Below are 15,577 nucleotides of genomic sequence, written 5' to 3' on the forward strand. Positions count from 1 at the left end.
TTCAATGCGACGACACATACTCCGCACCATCGAACGCCGCCGGTATGGCAAAACTCTCGCGCATGCGTCGGGTTTCCGCCGCCGGCGTCAGTCCGAACAAGCGCTTGAATTCGCGATTGAACTGCGAGGCGCTGGCATAGCCCACGGCCATGCACGCGGCCTCCGCCGTCAGTTCCTCTCGCACCATCAGCAAGCGTGCCTGATGGAGGCGCGTCGACTTGACGTACTGCATCGGCGAGACCTGGGTGATGGTCTTGAAGTGGCTATGGAAGCTCGGCACGCTCATTCCGGCTTCCTCGGCCAGTTGCGTGACGTCGAGCGCCTGCGCATATCCGGCATGGATCATCCGCAATGACTTGCCGATCCGCCCGAACTGTCCGCGCATGGCCAGCGCCTCGCGCATCGCGCTGCCTTGCGCGCCGGTGAGCACCCTGAAGTACAACTCGCGCAGCAGGCCCGGACCCAGCACGGCGGCGTCCAATGGCCTGTGCAGCGCTTCGAGGAAGCGCAGGACGGAGCCCTGCATTGCATCGTCCATGGGCGTGGACATCATGCTTTGCGGCGCCTGCACGGCCGCCGCGACGCCCGTGCGATCGATCTCCACCGCAAGCTCCGCTGCCAGCGTGAAGTCGAGATGGAGATAGAGTGCGAGCAGGGGGCGCTCGGCGCTTGCATCGGTTTCCATGCTGAACGGCACGGGCACGGACACCGCCAGATAATGATCCTCGTCGTACAAATACAGGCGTTCGCCGAAATAGCCGCGCTTGCGTCCCTGACACACGATCACGATGCCCGGGTCATACAGGACCGGCGTGCGTGCCAGCGGCCGGTCCGAGCGCAGGATGCGCACACTGGGCAAAGTAGTGAGGTTATAGCCTTCGTCGGGCGCGAGCGAGCGCAGCAGCGCAATCGTGCGTTTGCGGCCGGATGAGGACTGATTGCTCATAGTTTTAGGCAACATAAATAGCGATTTGTGGCTGATCCGTCTCGCCAAAGCATACTATTCTGCCTACTCCGAAACACATCACGGAGAAAATATTCCATGGCATCCACCCAGAAAACCCTGCTCATCACGGGCGTCAGCAGCGGCTTCGGCCGGGCGCTCGCAGTGGAGGCGCTGGCGGCGGGACACAAGGTCGTCGGTACCGTGAGAAGTGAAGAAGCGAAGCGTGAATTCGAGGCTTTGTCTTCGAACCACAGCGCCTTCGCGCGCGTGCTGGACGTGACCGACTTCGACGCCATCGAGCCTGCTGTCGCCGAGATCGAGCGCACCATCGGTCCTGTCGACGTGCTCGTGAACAACGCCGGCTATGGTCACGAAGGCGTCATGGAGGAATCGCCGCTGTCCGAGATGCGCAAGCAGTTCGACGTCAACGTGTTCGGCGCGGTCGCAATGATGAAGGCCGTCCTGCCCTTCATGCGCGAACGTCGGCGAGGCCACATCCTGAACATCACGTCGATGGGCGGCTTCATCACCATGCCCGGCATCACCTATTACTGCGGCAGCAAGTTCGCGCTGGAAGGCATCTCCGAAGCGCTTGGCAAGGAAGTGGCGTCGTTCGGCATCGCCGTGACCGCCGTTGCGCCCGGCTCCTTCCGCACCGACTGGGCGGGCCGCTCGATGCGTCGCACGCCACGTTCCATCGCGGATTACGATGCGGTCTTCGATCCGATCCGCCAGGCGCGCGAGGAGAAGAGCGGCAAGCAACTGGGCGATCCGCGCAAGGCGGCGCAGGCGATGCTCACCGCCATCGCGTCCGGCCATCCGCCTGCGCATCTCCTGCTCGGCAGCGATGCGCTCGGGCTCGTGAGAGGCAAGCTGTCCGCCATGGAGAGCGAGTTGCGCGAGTGGGAAACCGTGACGGTCTCGACGGACGGCTGAAGCAAGCGTCACTGCCTGCCCGGTCAAAGAAATAAAAAATAATCCGGGCACGCCACAATATCTCCGTCCCCGAAACGTCATCACGGGTATGGAAACGCCGCACACCCCGAGTCCACTGCCGGAACAGGATCGTGAAATCGCCGCTGCCGTCGCCCGTGAGCGGCCGCGGCTGCGCAACTTCATTCGCCGGCGGGTGATCGATCAGGACGACGCCGAGGACATTCTCCAGGACGTGTTCGAGGAACTGGTCGAGGCCTACAGGCTGACGGATCCGATCGAGCAGATGGGCGCATGGCTGTTCCGCGTCGCGCGCAACCGGATCATCGACCGGTTTCGCAAGAAGAAGGAAACACCGCTTCCCATCGACGACAACGAGACCGATGAAGACTACCGGCTCGACCTCGCGCTGCCTTCGCCGGAAGCAGGCCCCGAGGCCGCGTACGCACGCGCCGCGCTGCTTGCAGCGCTACAGGCCGCGCTCGACGAACTGCCTGCCACTCAGCGCGATGTCTTCATCGCCCATGAACTCGACGGCCGCAGCTTCAAGGACATTGCGGCTGCGACGGGCATCGGCATCAATACGCTACTGGCGCGCAAGCGTTATGCGGTGCTGCATCTGCGTGCCCGCTTGCAGGCGTCCCACGACGATTTCGAATCTTGAACGGAAGGAGAGATGACATGAGGTTTCGCCGCAAATTTTTCGCCAAGGCAGTGCTGTTCGTGCTTTTCATCGCGGCAGTGGGCTGGGTGGTCATGCGACTGTATAACTGGGTCGTGCCGGGACTTTTTGTCGATGCCCAGATGATCGACTATCCGCGCGCACTTGGCCTGCTGGTTCTGTGCCGCATCCTGTTCGGCGGCTTTCGGGCACGCGGCGGACGCGGCGGTTGTCACGGAGGCCGGCACTGGCAACGCTGGCAGCGCATGACGCCAGAAGAACGCGAGCAACTGCGCGACAAGATGAGCGCCGCTTCGCGCGGCAATCCGGAAAGCGGTCTGTGAATCCGTCACTCGATAGATTGATACCATCGGCTCATTCACCGCTCATTCCTGCTCATGTCATCTGCTGAAGCTTCCACCCGCCGTCTGGGTCCGCTCTTCGCGCTCGGTCCGTTCCTGCGCCCTTATGCCGGGCGCTGGGCGCTCGCGTTCCTGGCGCTGCTGACCTCGGCGGGCGCGACGCTCGCCTTGCCGATGGCCTTTCGCTATCTGATCGACCGCGGTTTCGCGAGCGGCAGCCGCGCGCATATCGATCGCTATTTCATTGCGCTCTTCATCGTCTCGCTGATTCTCGCGGGCGCGACGGCGCTGCGCTTCTACTGGGTGTCATGGCTCGGCGAACGTGTGACCGCCGACCTGCGCCGCGCGGTCTACGATCACATCATGCGCATGAGCCCGCAGTTCTTCGAGTTCACGCAAACCGGCGAAGTCCTCTCGCGCCTCACCACCGACACCACGCTGATCCAGACCGTGGTCGGCACCAGTCTCTCGCTCGGCTTGCGCAACGCGCTGCTGGCGGCGGGCGGCATCGGCATGCTGGTGCTGACGAGCCCGGTGCTGTCCGGCTACATCATTGCCGTGCTGATCGTGGTCGTCGCGCCCATCGTGTTCTTCGGGCGGCGCGTGCGCCGGCTGTCGCGCGCCAGTCAGGACACGGTCGCGAACGCCAGCGCGCTGGCCGGCGAAGTGCTCAACGCGATGCCGACCGTGCAGTCCTACACGCAGGAGACGGTCGAGTCGAAGCGCTTCGGCGCGGCTGTGGAAAGGGCCTTTCAGACCGCGCTGGCCCGCATCCGCGCGCGCGCCGCGCTGACCGCCGTGGTCATCGTGTTCGTCTTCGCGGCCATCGTGTTCGTGCTCTGGCTCGGCGCACAGGCGGTGCTGGCGGGACAGATGTCGGCGGGACAGTTGTCGCAGTTCATTCTCTATGCAGTGTTCACGGCGGGCGCCGTTGGCACGCTTGCCGAGGTCTGGGGCGATCTCCAGCGCGCCGCCGGCGCCACCGACAGGCTCATGCAACTGCTCGCTGCGCGCTCGCCGGTCACGGAGCCGTCCACGCCCGTGCCGATGCCGTCCAAAGGCGAGGGCATCCGCTTCGATCAGGTGGGCTTCTCGTATCCGTCGCGTCCGGGCATCGAGGCGCTTTCAGCGTTCTCGCTCGCGGTGCGTCCCGGTGAACACGTCGCGCTGGTCGGGCCTTCCGGCGCGGGCAAGACGACGCTGTTCCAGCTGCTGCTGCGCTTCTACGATCCGCAGTCGGGCACCATCTCGATCAACGGCGTACCCACGCGGCATCTGTCGCTCGACACGTTGCGGCAGTCGATCGGCGTCGTGCTGCAGGACTCGGTGATCTTCTCTGGCAGCGTGCTCGACAATATCCGCTACGGCATGCCCGATGCGTCGTCCGAGCAGGTGCGCCGCGCGGCGGACATGGCGGCTGCGGCGGACTTCATCGAGCAGCTTCCGGAAGGCTATGACACCTTCCTCGGCGAGCGCGGCGTGCGGCTCTCGGGCGGGCAGCGGCAGCGCATTGCCATTGCACGCGCCATTCTTCGCAATCCGCCCATCCTGCTGCTCGACGAGGCCACCAGCGCCCTCGACGCCGCCAGCGAGCGGCTCGTGCAAACCGCACTCGATAACGCCGCGCAGAACCGCACGACGCTGGTCATCGCGCACCGGCTCGCCACTGTGCAGCAGGCCGACCGCATCGTGGTGATGGAGCATGGGCGGATCGTCGCGCAAGGACGTCACTCGGAACTGTTGCGCGACTCGCCCTTGTACGCCCAGCTTGCAGCGCTCCAGTTTGGTGCAATGGCCGCCAGCGACGCCGTTTAGAACATTCCGCTAAAACTCTGCCGCTCGCGTCTCAAGTTTCTCCTGACAGGGCCGTAATGTCTGAAAATAACTTTTCAGCAGGCACTTAAGGGGATACATGTTTTCGACCATTCGTTCGCGCGTCGTCACGGCCAGCATTGCTGTGCTGGTGATCGCGCTCATTGCCAACGCCGCGCTCAGCTATACGGTCGCGCGTTCCTATAACAACAAGACGATCAGCGAGAACCTGTCCGCCGTGGCGAGCGGCCATGTCAGCGGGATCGGCGAATGGATTGCGTCGAAGAAGCAGATGATCGTGTCGATCCAGGATGCGGCGCTCTCGCCGGACCCGGTGCCGCTCTTCAAGCAGATTGCAGCGGCGGGCAATTTCGTCAACGTGCTCGCCGGCTACGAGGACAAGACTTCGCTCTTCTCCGAACCCACCAAGCTCCCGCCCGACTATGATCCGCGCACGCGCCCCTGGTACACGGCGGCGGTCAGCGCAGGTGGCCCGGTAGTCACGGCGCCGTACATGGATGTATCGACGGGCAAGCTGATCGTCGCGTTCACGCAGGCGCTGAAGCGTGACGGCAAGCTCGCGGGCGTGGTCTCGGGCGCGGTCGCGATGGACTCGGTCATCGACAACGTGCTCTCCGTGCACCCGACGCCCGCCAGCTTTGCCGTGCTCGTGGACGGCAAGGGTTCGATCGTCGCGCACGCGGACCGCAAGCTGACCGGCAAGCCGCTCACGGACCTGTTCCCGGACCTGTCGGGCACGGCGTTGAAGAACCTGATCGGCGCAGCCGAGCCGCTCGATACCCACGCCGGCACGCAGGACGTGCTCGCTCATGCGCGCGCGGTGCCCGGCACGGACTGGACCCTGATCATCGCGCTCGACAAGGCCGAAGCCACTGCCGGCATGCGCTCGATGATCGTCACGTCTGCCATCGCGCTGTTCGTGATCATTGCGCTCGGCGCGCTGATTGTCGGACTGGTGACGTCGATTGCGCTCAAGCGGCTCTCGTCGATTCGCGACGCGATGGATTCCATCGGCTCGGGCACGGGCGACCTCACGCAACGGCTGCCCGCCGACGGCAACGACGAAGTCGCGCAGATCGCGCGTGCCTTCAACACCTTCATCAAGAAGCTGCATGACGTGATGACGCGCGTGCGGGATTCGAGCGAATCGGTGCGGCTTGCATCGAGCGAGATCGCGGCGGGCAATCAGGACTTGTCGGGCCGCACGGAATCGGCGGCGGCGAGCTTGCAGCAGACGGCGGCGTCGGTGGAGGAAATCAGCTCGACCATTGCGCACTCCACCAAGGCCGCCAATCAGGCCAACGTGACGGCAGCATCGGCGGCGGCGACGGCGTCGGCGGGCGGTCAGGTGGTCGGCGAGGCGATCACCATGATGACCGAGATCGAGGATTCGTCGAACCAGATCGGCTCCATCATCGGTGTCATCGATGCCATTGCCTTCCAGACCAACATCCTTGCGTTGAACGCGGCCGTCGAAGCGGCGCGTGCCGGCGAACAGGGACGCGGCTTTGCGGTGGTGGCGTCGGAAGTGCGCGGGCTTGCTGCGCGCAGCGCTCAGGCGGCGAAGGAGATCAAGAGCCTCGTGACGTCGACGGTCGATGCCGTGGCGTCCGGTTCGACCCAGGTTCGCAGCGCGGGCGAGACGATGAACGAGATTGTCGGCAGTGTGGCGAATGTCTCGACCATCATGGCAGAGATAACGGATGCGGCGAACGAGCAGACCCGCGGCATCCAGGAAGTGAACAAGGCCGTGTCCCAGCTCGATCAGATGGTCCAGCAGAATGCGGCGCTCGTCGAGCAATCGGCGGCGGCGGCTTCGGCCTTGCAGACGCAGGCGATGGAACTGGCGATGGCCGTGAGCGAGTTCAAGCTGTCGTAGTTCTGACTGACGCGTGGCATGCCGGTTGCGTGAGTCCGGCTCATGACCCTCTGACAACCACTATCAGGAGCATGAGCCATGACTACATTGACCCTCGAACAAGTCGCCGAGAAGATGGCGGACATCGACTTCGCGATGCTCTCCACGCGCGCGCTGAATGGCAACATCGCCGTCCGGCCGATGAGCAACAACCGCGATGTCCGCTTCGACGGCGACAGCTACTACTTCACGTCGGAAGAGACGCACATGGTGAAGGAGATCAAGGCGGACGCGAAGGTTGGGCTGTCGTTCACGGGCGCGACGGGCGCGGGCGGGAAGCCGCAGTTGTTCGTGGCCGTTGAAGGCAACGCCGAACTGATCCGCGAGAAGCCCGCGATGAAGGAGCACTGGAACGAAGACATCGCGAAGTGGTTCTCGGATGGCTTTGCAACGCCGGGTATCGTGCTGATCAAGGTGAGCGCCGAGCGCGTGCATTACTGGCTCGGCGAGGAAGACGGCGAGATCGTGTTGTAATTTGCGATGCAACCGCGCCATCCTTGCTGATGGCGCGGTAATTACCTCCAGGCGTTCAAGGCGTCAGCACCACCTTGATGCAGCCATCCTCCTTGTCCCTGAACGTTTCATACATCTGCGGTCCGTCCTCGAGCTTCATGCGGTGCGTGATCACGAACGACGGATCGATCTGACCTTCCTCGATACGCTTCAGCAAGTCTTCGCTCCAGCGATTGACATGCGTCTGGCCCATGCGCCAGGTCAACCCCTTGTTCATTGCAGCGCCAAAAGGGATCTTGTCGATCAGTCCGCCATAAACGCCGGGAACGGACAACACACCCGCCGGCCGGCAAACGTAGATCATCTCACGCAGCACATGCGGCCGGTCGCTTTCGAGCATGACGGCTTGCTTGACGCGATCGTAGATGCCATCGAACGAGCGCGTTGCGTGCGATTCCATGCCGACCGCATCGATGCATTTTTCCGGTCCCTTGCCTTGGGTGAGGTCGCGCAACCGGTCGAGCACGCTTTCTTCCTTGAAGTTGATGGGAATTGCACCCGCTGCCTGCGCCATGGCCAGGCGCTCGGGAACCTGGTCGATGACCACCACCTGCTTCGCGCCCAGCAGCACGGCGCTGCGCACCGCCATCTGTCCGACGGGGCCCGCGCCCCATATCGCGACCGTATCAGTCGGCTCGATCTCGCAGTTCACCGCCGCCTGCCAGCCGGTCGGAAAGATGTCGCCGAGAAAGAGCACTTGCTCGTCGGTGAGTGCGTTCGGAATCTTGATGTGCGTCTTGTCCGCAAAGGGAATGCGCACGTACTCCGCTTGACCCCCGGCATAACCGCCCGTTAAATGGGTGTAGCCGAACAGGCCAGCAGTCGTGTGGCCGAATAACTTCTCCGCCGTGTCCTTGTTGCGATTCGAACGCTCGCACACGGAAAAATTGCCACGCTTGCATTGATCGCACTCGCCGCATGTGATGGTGAACGGCACGACGATCCGCTCGCCAATCCTCAAAGCCGTGTTGTCGTGGCCCACTTCGACCACTTCTCCCATGAACTCGTGGCCCATGACGTCGCCGTGTTTCATGCCGGGCATGAAGCCGTCGAAGAGATGAAGGTCCGAGCCGCAGATGGCGCAGGTCGAGACCTTGATGATGGCGTCGCGCCCGTGTTCGATCTCCGGATCGGGAACCGTGTCGTAGCGAATGTCTTTCTTGCCATGCCAGACGAGTGCTTTCATGTCTACCTCCTGGCGCCTTACTGTGAATGAGAAGACTGTGCAGGATCGGGTTCGAGATCCGGATCCTTGTGATCGTGCTCGGGCGTATAGGCGCCCTCTTCCGGATGATCCTTGCCCTTTGGAACCAGGCTCGCGTCCATGTTGCCGTGTTCGCGCTGCCGTATGGTTCCGTCGGGCTTTTCATCGACATCGCCGGCGCCGAGTTCCTCGCGCCGCTGGTCGGCCCGTTCGACGGGATCGGAAGGTTCGTTGTTCATGGTCGCTCCTTCGTGGCTGTGTAAAGAAGACGGCGCCCCTCAAGGCGTCAGGCGCTTCACCACTTCGCCTTCCGCATCGAGAATCACATTCGGGCGCGGCGCGTCGGCGGTATCACTGACGTCGTAGACGATCCGCGCGTGGTCGGTGCCGCGAGGGGTAACGAGCGTCGCCATGACGTCTGCCGCGGTGGCATGCAACGTCTCCATTGCTTCCGTCGCGTAGTTCAGCGCATAGCTCGGCCAGCGGGCAAACAACGCAGGTTGATCAGCTTCTCCGGCGAGTGCCGTGTCGATCGTCTTCCGGTTGAGTTCGCTGAACTGCCTCAGCGCGTCGTTCATTGTCAGCGACAAGCGCAGACAGGTCTCGACGTTGGCGCGGTAAAAGTCAAGGCTCGGCGGGTTGAGCGTAGGTGACAGCATGGCTACTCCTGAATAAGGTCGTCGAAGCAATGCCTCGGAGGCGGCACCCGCCTCCGAGGCGCACTCTTACACCTGGTTGGCCTGGCCCGCACCGAGATCCGCACCCGTGGTCGGATCCGCCGCCGGGTCCGACGCCGTGCGCGACGCCATGGCCTGAAGCGTCTCCACATCCTGCTCCGAGACATTCACGGTCGCCAGTCCATCGCCGCCATCCACGGCCGGCTGCGGGTCTTCGATGAAGCGCCAGTCGCCGCCTTCGTTCCACGGACCGCGCATGTCTTCGCCCTTGGACATGTTGTAGTAGACGCTCGTGAACTCTGGATTGCCGGGCAACTTGCCTTGCGGGAAGTTCGGTTGAATGGAATGCAGCGCCTTCTCGAAGGACTTCTGGTGCGCGATCTCACGCGTCATCAGGAAGCCCAGCGCTTCCTTGATGCCGGGGTCGTCAGTCACGTTGATGAGGCGTTCATAGACGATCTTCGCGCGCGCTTCGGCGGCGATGTTCGAACGCAGGTCGGCGGTCGGCTCGCCGATGGTGTCGATATAGGCCGAGGTCCAGGGCACGCCCGCCGAGTTCGTCAGCGGCGCGCCGCCGCCATAGAGAATCGACGTGATATGCGAGTCATTGCCCGCGCCGGTCAGCGAGCGATACATCTCTGCCTCGGATTCAACGCCCTCGGCCAGCTGGCCCTTGGCGCCCTTGTTCAGCATGGCGACAATTGAACCGATGATTTCGAGGTGACTGAGTTCTTCAGTGGCGATATCGAAGAGCAGGTCCTTGCGGCCCGGATCGTCCTCGGCCACGGCCTGGGTGAAATAGCGGCAAGCGGCGGCGAGTTCGCCTTGCGGCCCGCCGAACTGCTCGAGCAGCAGATTGGCCAGCCCCGGATTCGGGGAAGCAACGCGAACGGTGTATTGCAAACGCTTGTTGTGCACGAACATGGCGGAAGCTCCTTATCGTAGGGACGAGCGCAGTCCTTGCGCGGACTGCGCAAATGTCGAAGATGAAAAGTGGGTACTCGAAAAATTGACCGAGAGGAGCGCCATGGCGTCACTTGCAGTCTTGCTTTCCGAGTCTCAGCGCGACGGACGTGCGCTGGCGTGATGCGGCGAGCCGCTGTTCAACGAAGATGAGCCGAGCCTTGAGTGATCGATGCTCGGTTGCATGATCAGTCGAGCAACGGTTGTGCCCACGGATCGAGCGACCATGCATATGACATCGGTCACGCCGGGCACACTCCGCTGACCGATTCGATCGGACGTGCACTTGGAAAGAAGTACACGTTACACTTTGAATATCGCGCCCCGATGACCTGAGGATGCCACTCAGGGCGAAACAGATTCCATCGATCGACAAAGCTATCGCTTCGAATCCATGACAGACCCGAAACCTCCCCGCATTTCTTCCGGCCTCACGGCCCTCGATGACATCCTGAACGGCGGCTGGCCCGCCAGCAGGCTCTATCTGATCGAGGGCGCGCCGGGCTCGGGGAAGACCACGCTGGGTCTGCAGTTCCTGCTGGACGGCGTGGCCGCCGGGGAGACCGTGCTCTTCATCACGCTCTCGGAAACCTCTCAGGAGCTGGATGAAGTGGCGAACGCGCACGGCTGGTCGATGGACGGCATCACCGTCTTCGAGATGGAAGAAGCCGAATTGAAGCTCGGCATCGACGGCGACCAGAGCATCCTGCATTCGTGGGAGATCGAACTCGGCGAGGTGATCCGCCATATCACGGAACACGTCGAGCGCGTCAAGCCGTCGCGCATCGTGTTCGACAGCTTGTCGGAATTGCGCCTGCTCGCGCAGGACCCGCTGCGCTTTCGGCGCCAGTTGCTGTCGCTCAAGCACTTCTTCAACAACAACGCCGCCACCGTCCTGCTGATGGACGACATGAGCGCGCGCGGCATGCATGACGTCGATCTGCACAGCCTCTGTCATGGCGTGCTGACGCTGGAGCGCCTCACGCTCGACTTCGGCGTCGCGCGGCGGCGCCTGCAAGTGCAGAAGCTTCGGGGAAGCGCGTTTCGGGAAGGTTTTCACGATTTCGCGATCCGCGAGGGCGGTCTGCAAATTTTTCCGCGCCTGATTGCGCTGGAACATCACGCCGAATTCGTCGGGGACGTCCTGCCGAGCGGCTCGGCGGCGCTCGATGCATTGCTCGGCGGCGGCCCGCTGCGTGGCACAAGCACGCTGATCACGGGCCCCGCCGGTACCGGCAAGACTACGCTGTCCCTGAAATATGCGGCGCAGGCGTGCGCACGCGGCGAGCGCTGCGTCATCTACGAATTCGACGAACGTATCGGCACGCTGCTCGTGCGTTCGAGGGGCATCGGAATCGACTTGCAACCGCACATCGATGCTGGTCTGCTGGAAATCAGGCAGGTTGACCCGTCCGAGATCTCGCCCGGCGAGTTCACGAGCCTCGTGCGTTCGGAAGTCACCCACAACGATGCGCGGCTCATCATCATCGACAGCCTGAACGGCTATGTGGCCGCGATGCCGCAGGAAAAACAGCTCATCCTGCAACTACACGAGTTGCTGTCATTCCTGAACCAGCAGGGCGTCGCGACCTTCCTCGTCAATCCGCATCAGGGTTTGATCGGGAACATGCATTCGGGCTCGCTGAACATCAGCTATATCGCCGACGCCGTCATCCTGCTGCGTTTCTTTGAAGCCGAAGGGCGTGTGCGCAAGGCGCTCTCGGTGCTCAAGAATCGCGGCAGTCTGCACGAGAGTACGATTCGCGAACTGGTCATCAGCTCGCGCGGGCTGGAGTTGAGTGAACCGCTGACGCGCTTCAACGGCGTGCTGAGCGGCACGCCCACCTACATGGGCGGTGCGGCGGGACTCGGCAAGCAGCGCGATTCGGTCCAGTTTGGCGGCGAGAACGGCGTTCCCTTGGAATGAAGGCATTCTCGCGCCTTATCGTCATCTTCGCGCGCTTCGGACGCGACGCGCAGACAGCCGAAATGCTGCTGCGCAAGCGTGCAATCGCCACGACGACCGTGCACAGCTTCGACGCGTTCGTCGAGGCTATCGATCCCTACGTGGGCGGCGTGCTGCTCACCGACGAGTCGCTGTCCGGCGCGGACCTTTCCGTGCTGGCGAACAAGCTCGATGCGCAGCCGTCATGGTCCGACGTGCCGTTCATCATCCTGACGCAGCGCAGCCGCTTCGAGCACGCGCATCATCGCCGTCTGGCGGGGCGGCTGCCGGCGCGCATGACCAACCTCGTCTATATCGAGCGGCCCGCGAGTTCACTTGCGTTGACGAGTGCCGTCGAGGCCGCGCTCTCCGGCCGCGAGCGACAGTTCCAGATTCGCGACGAACTGCGCGCGGCGGCGACGATGAACGAGCGTCTGAGCGCAGCCGAAGGGCGGCTGGCGCGCAGTCATGCCGAGCTCGAACGGCAAGTTGCAGCCCGTACGCATGAACTGCGCGAGACGAATCGCAGGCTGACGGAAGAGGTGCAGGAGCGCACGCGCGCGGAAGAGGCGCTGGCGCACGCGCAAAAGATGGAAGCGGTCGGCCGGCTGACGGGGGGCATCGCGCATGACTTCAATAACCTGCTGATGGCGCTGGTCGCCAATCTCGAACTCGCGCGCCGGAAGCTGGACAGCGATCACGCCGTCCTGCCGCTGTTGAACAATGCGCTGCGCGTGACGGAGCGCGGCTCGAAGCTATCCGGCCAGCTGCTTGCGTTCTCGCGCATCCAGAAGCTGGTCCTGCAGCCGGTGGACATCGACGCACGCATGCGCGACCTCATGGACCTGGCGCGTCACTCACTCGGTGTGTCGCATACGATCGAAGCGCATTTCGCGGCGGAGTCGCACTTCGTGATTGCGGATTCGAACCAGATCGAACTTGCCATACTGAATCTCGTGAACAACGCACGCGACGCCATGCCGGGCGGCGGCGTCATCACGCTGTCCACGTCTACACGCATGCTGGACGAGCCGGACGCGGACCTGCCTTCTGGCGAGTATGTCGAGATCAAGGTGTCGGATACGGGCACGGGCATCAGCGAAGAAGCGCGGCAACGTATCTTCGATCCGTTCTTCACCACCAAGCCGGTGGGCAAGGGCACCGGGCTCGGGCTCGCGCAGGTCTGGGGGATCGCTCACCAGTGCGGCGGCACGGTCAAGGTGGACAGCGAGTTCGGCAAGGGCGCGTCCTTTTCGATTCTTCTGCCCGTCGCCGGATCGGAAAGAGAAGAGCCGGCCGGGACCCTGCCCGTAGCGGACGGGACCGCGGGGGACGCAGCGGGCGCGGAAGGGACGTCTGTCCTCATCATCGATGACGACGACAACGTGCGCGAATCGCTGGTCGCCGGCCTCGAGATGGACGCATTCGAAGTACGCGATGCGCGCAGCGGCACCGAAGGGCTTGCGATGATCGGCGAGGACTTCCCGAACGTACTGGTCGTCGATTACGCCATGCCCGCGATGAACGGCGCGGAGGTGGCACGCGCTGCGCAGAAAATCCGGCCCGGCTTGCCCGTCGTCATGGTGACCGGCTATTCGGATACGGCGGCGCTGGATGGCGTGGCGAACGCGGAAGTGCTGCGCAAGCCGTTTTCGCTGGCTGAGCTGAGCCGGCATATCGCGAGGCTGCGGCGCTCCACGGCGCGACCGTCATCGTAGTCGAAGCGATCAGGGAGGAAGCATGAGCGAAGACGGGCGAGCGTGGCAAGCGCAGGTGATCCGCGAGTTGAACGTGGCGGCAAGCTTCGCTGTCGACAGCGAACGCGAACGCCGCATCGGCTTCCTGTGCGATTACCTGATGTCGCACGGATTGCGGACCTATGTGCTGGGCATCAGCGGCGGGGTGGATTCATCGACGGCGGGGCGGCTCGCGCAACTGGCCGTCGAACGTCTGCGCGCGCAAGCGTATGAAGCACGCTTCGTCGCGGTCCGGCTGCCGTATGGCGTGCAGCGCGATGAAGACGACGCCCGGCGCGCGCTCGAATTCATACAGCCCGACGAGACGCTCGAAGTCAACGTCAAGGGCGCATCGGATGAGATGCTCGCGGCGCTCGAACTGGGCGGCGCGCAGTATGCCGATGACTTCCAGAAGGACTTCGTACTCGGCAACATCAAGGCGCGCCAGCGCATGATCGCGCAATACGCGATAGCGGGCGCGCGAGCCGGCGTGGTGGTCGGCACGGATCACGCCGCTGAATCGCTGATGGGCTTCTTCACCAAGTTCGGCGATGGCGGCGCGGATGTGCTGCCGCTTTCGGGTCTGACGAAGCGTCGCGTGCGCGCGCTGGCGATGTCGATGGGCGCTTCGACGCAGCTCGCCATGAAGGTGCCGACGGCCGATCTCGAAACGCTCACGCCGCAGCGTCCGGACGAGGACAGCTACGGCATCACCTACGAAAACATCGATGACTTCCTGGAGGGCAGGGAAGTCAATGAAGCAATCCTGACGACGATCCGCCGCTTCTACCTGGCAACGCGTCACAAGCGCGCATTGCCGGTGGAAGTCGGCGCGTAACTTTCCTTTCAGCTTTCATGTCCTTACCGCCCATTGCCCCTGATCTTTTCATCAAGCAGATCAACGAGCTTCTACCGGATAAACAGGGTTATACGCCGGACCTCGTCGTCTTCCTGACGCCGCGCGGATGCCAGGAGCCCAAAGCAACAGGATGGGACTGGCAGCCTCACTCACCCGAGACAGATGCGGCCGTCAAACAGGCATTCGAGGACATCCGGCACCTGCACGGCTTCTAGAAGCATCACGCCTGCGGCGGCTGTCCGTTCGAGGCGCTGAGCCCGCCATCCACCGGCAAATTCACGCCGGTAACGAAGCGCGCGTCGTCGCTTGCGAGAAAGGCGATGACGGCCGCGATATCTTCAGGCGTCGCCACGCGGCCGAGCGGAATGCGCTCTTCGAACTTCGCCATCAGCTTTTCATTGCCGAGCATGTCTTGCGTCAGATCGGTCGCGGTCAGGCTAGGGCAGACCGCGTTCACGCGCACGCCATCGCGGCCATGATCCATGGCGAGGGCGCGCGTGAAGTTGGTCACGGCGCCCTTGGCCGCGTTGTAGAAACTCATGCCCCAGTCGCCTCCCAGTCCCGATACCGACGACACATTCACGATGCAGCCCCGCGAATCGATCAGATGCCGGATCGCGGCACGGCAGCAATAGAACACGCCGTCGAGATCGGTGGACATGACCGCGCGCCAGTCGTCGAGCGAGGCTTCGTCGATGCGCCCTGTCGGCGCCACGCCCGCGTTGTTGACGAGGACGTCGATGCGGCCAAAGCGGTCGATGGCCGCGTCGATCAATTGCTTTGCGTCGTCGGGCTTCGAGGCGTCGAATGTGTGCACGAGCGTGCGTGCCGGATCGAGATCGCGCGCGAGGCGGTCAAGCTTCTCGCGTGTGCGGCCGGCCAGCACAACCGAAGCGCCTTCGCTTGCAAAGCGCCGCGCCGTGCCTTCGCCGATACCCGAGCCTGCGCCCGTCACGATGACGGTTTTCGCTTCGAAGCGGGCGGTGTTGTTGAAGTCGTTCATGACGGATGTGGAGAGAGGGGTGAT

16 protein-coding genes are annotated in these 15,577 nt (G+C 63.4%); 10 read left to right on the top strand and 6 right to left on the bottom strand.

Annotated elements, in window-relative coordinates; genetic code table 11:
* Window position 1: 1 nt before the first annotated feature.
* Entirely contained in the window at window positions 2-946 is a 945-nt protein-coding gene (locus QCE64_RS14860) for an AraC family transcriptional regulator (protein ID WP_310004551.1), read from the bottom strand.
* A gap of 96 nt (window positions 947-1,042) precedes the next feature.
* Here QCE64_RS14860 and QCE64_RS14865 point away from each other — a divergent pair, with 96 nt between their 5' ends.
* The 6 genes from QCE64_RS14865 to QCE64_RS14890 all read left to right on the top strand — a co-directional run bounded on the left by QCE64_RS14865 (window position 1,043) and on the right by QCE64_RS14890 (window position 7,127).
* The gene (locus tag QCE64_RS14865) at window positions 1,043-1,882 is read left to right on the top strand and encodes an oxidoreductase (protein WP_309922604.1); all 840 of its coding nucleotides are present in this window, start codon (window positions 1,043-1,045) and stop codon (window positions 1,880-1,882) included.
* 88 nt (window positions 1,883-1,970) lie between these two features.
* A complete protein-coding gene (locus QCE64_RS14870; RefSeq protein ID WP_309922599.1) occupies window positions 1,971-2,543 on the top strand; it encodes a sigma-70 family RNA polymerase sigma factor in 573 nt (190 codons plus the stop codon).
* A gap of 17 nt (window positions 2,544-2,560) precedes the next feature.
* The gene (locus QCE64_RS14875; RefSeq protein ID WP_309922596.1) at window positions 2,561-2,884 is read left to right on the top strand and encodes a hypothetical protein; all 324 of its coding nucleotides are present in this window, start codon (window positions 2,561-2,563) and stop codon (window positions 2,882-2,884) included.
* A gap of 54 nt (window positions 2,885-2,938) precedes the next feature.
* A complete protein-coding gene (locus tag QCE64_RS14880) occupies window positions 2,939-4,717 on the top strand; it encodes an ABC transporter transmembrane domain-containing protein (protein ID WP_310004554.1) in 1,779 nt (592 codons plus the stop codon).
* A gap of 97 nt (window positions 4,718-4,814) precedes the next feature.
* Window positions 4,815-6,614, top strand: a complete 1,800-nt coding sequence (locus tag QCE64_RS14885) for a methyl-accepting chemotaxis protein (protein WP_309922591.1) — start codon at window positions 4,815-4,817, stop codon at window positions 6,612-6,614.
* Window positions 6,615-6,692: 78 nt separating this feature from the next.
* Window positions 6,693-7,127: a pyridoxamine 5'-phosphate oxidase family protein gene (locus tag QCE64_RS14890; protein ID WP_309922588.1), complete on the top strand. Its 435-nt coding sequence runs from the start codon at window positions 6,693-6,695 to the stop codon at window positions 7,125-7,127.
* Window positions 7,128-7,182: 55 nt separating this feature from the next.
* Here QCE64_RS14890 and QCE64_RS14895 read toward each other — a convergent pair whose 3' ends face one another.
* The 4 genes from QCE64_RS14895 to QCE64_RS14910 all read right to left on the bottom strand — a co-directional run bounded on the left by QCE64_RS14895 (window position 7,183) and on the right by QCE64_RS14910 (window position 9,971).
* Window positions 7,183-8,352, bottom strand: coding sequence for a zinc-dependent alcohol dehydrogenase (locus QCE64_RS14895; protein WP_310004556.1), 1,170 nt, complete (start codon window positions 8,350-8,352; stop codon window positions 7,183-7,185).
* Window positions 8,353-8,369: 17 nt separating this feature from the next.
* Entirely contained in the window at window positions 8,370-8,609 is a 240-nt protein-coding gene (locus QCE64_RS14900; RefSeq protein ID WP_310004558.1) for a hypothetical protein, read from the bottom strand.
* Between the two features lie 39 nt (window positions 8,610-8,648).
* On the bottom strand, window positions 8,649-9,029 hold the full coding sequence (locus QCE64_RS14905; RefSeq protein WP_309932686.1) for a hypothetical protein: 381 nt from the start codon (window positions 9,027-9,029) through the stop codon (window positions 8,649-8,651).
* A 66-nt stretch (window positions 9,030-9,095) separates the two neighbouring features.
* On the bottom strand, window positions 9,096-9,971 hold the full coding sequence (locus QCE64_RS14910) for a manganese catalase family protein (RefSeq protein ID WP_310004560.1): 876 nt from the start codon (window positions 9,969-9,971) through the stop codon (window positions 9,096-9,098).
* 433 nt (window positions 9,972-10,404) lie between these two features.
* On the opposite strand from QCE64_RS14910, the gene QCE64_RS14915 reads away from it, so the two are divergent.
* The 4 genes from QCE64_RS14915 to QCE64_RS14930 are packed head-to-tail and all read left to right on the top strand — an operon-like array spanning window position 10,405 to window position 14,765.
* Window positions 10,405-11,937 (top strand): ATPase domain-containing protein, encoded by a 1,533-nt coding sequence (locus QCE64_RS14915; protein ID WP_310004562.1) that lies wholly within the window; start codon window positions 10,405-10,407, stop codon window positions 11,935-11,937.
* Entirely contained in the window at window positions 11,934-13,673 is a 1,740-nt protein-coding gene (locus tag QCE64_RS14920) for an ATP-binding protein (RefSeq protein ID WP_309922574.1), read from the top strand. Before QCE64_RS14915 ends, QCE64_RS14920 begins: the two co-directional genes overlap by 4 nt.
* A 22-nt stretch (window positions 13,674-13,695) precedes the next feature.
* Window positions 13,696-14,529 carry an ammonia-dependent NAD(+) synthetase gene (gene nadE, locus QCE64_RS14925; protein ID WP_310004564.1) on the top strand — a complete coding sequence of 278 codons (834 nt, stop codon included), beginning with the start codon at window positions 13,696-13,698 and terminating at the stop codon, window positions 14,527-14,529.
* Window positions 14,530-14,546: 17 nt separating this feature from the next.
* Window positions 14,547-14,765: a hypothetical protein gene (locus QCE64_RS14930; RefSeq protein ID WP_309932681.1), complete on the top strand. Its 219-nt coding sequence runs from the start codon at window positions 14,547-14,549 to the stop codon at window positions 14,763-14,765.
* Between the two features lie 5 nt (window positions 14,766-14,770).
* Here QCE64_RS14930 and QCE64_RS14935 read toward each other — a convergent pair whose 3' ends face one another.
* Entirely contained in the window at window positions 14,771-15,553 is a 783-nt protein-coding gene (locus tag QCE64_RS14935) for an SDR family oxidoreductase (RefSeq protein ID WP_309922568.1), read from the bottom strand.
* Between the last annotated feature and the right edge of the window lie 24 nt (window positions 15,554-15,577).

This window comes from Caballeronia sp. LZ043 (genome assembly GCF_031451075.1).
Taxonomy (GTDB): domain Bacteria; phylum Pseudomonadota; class Gammaproteobacteria; order Burkholderiales; family Burkholderiaceae; genus Caballeronia.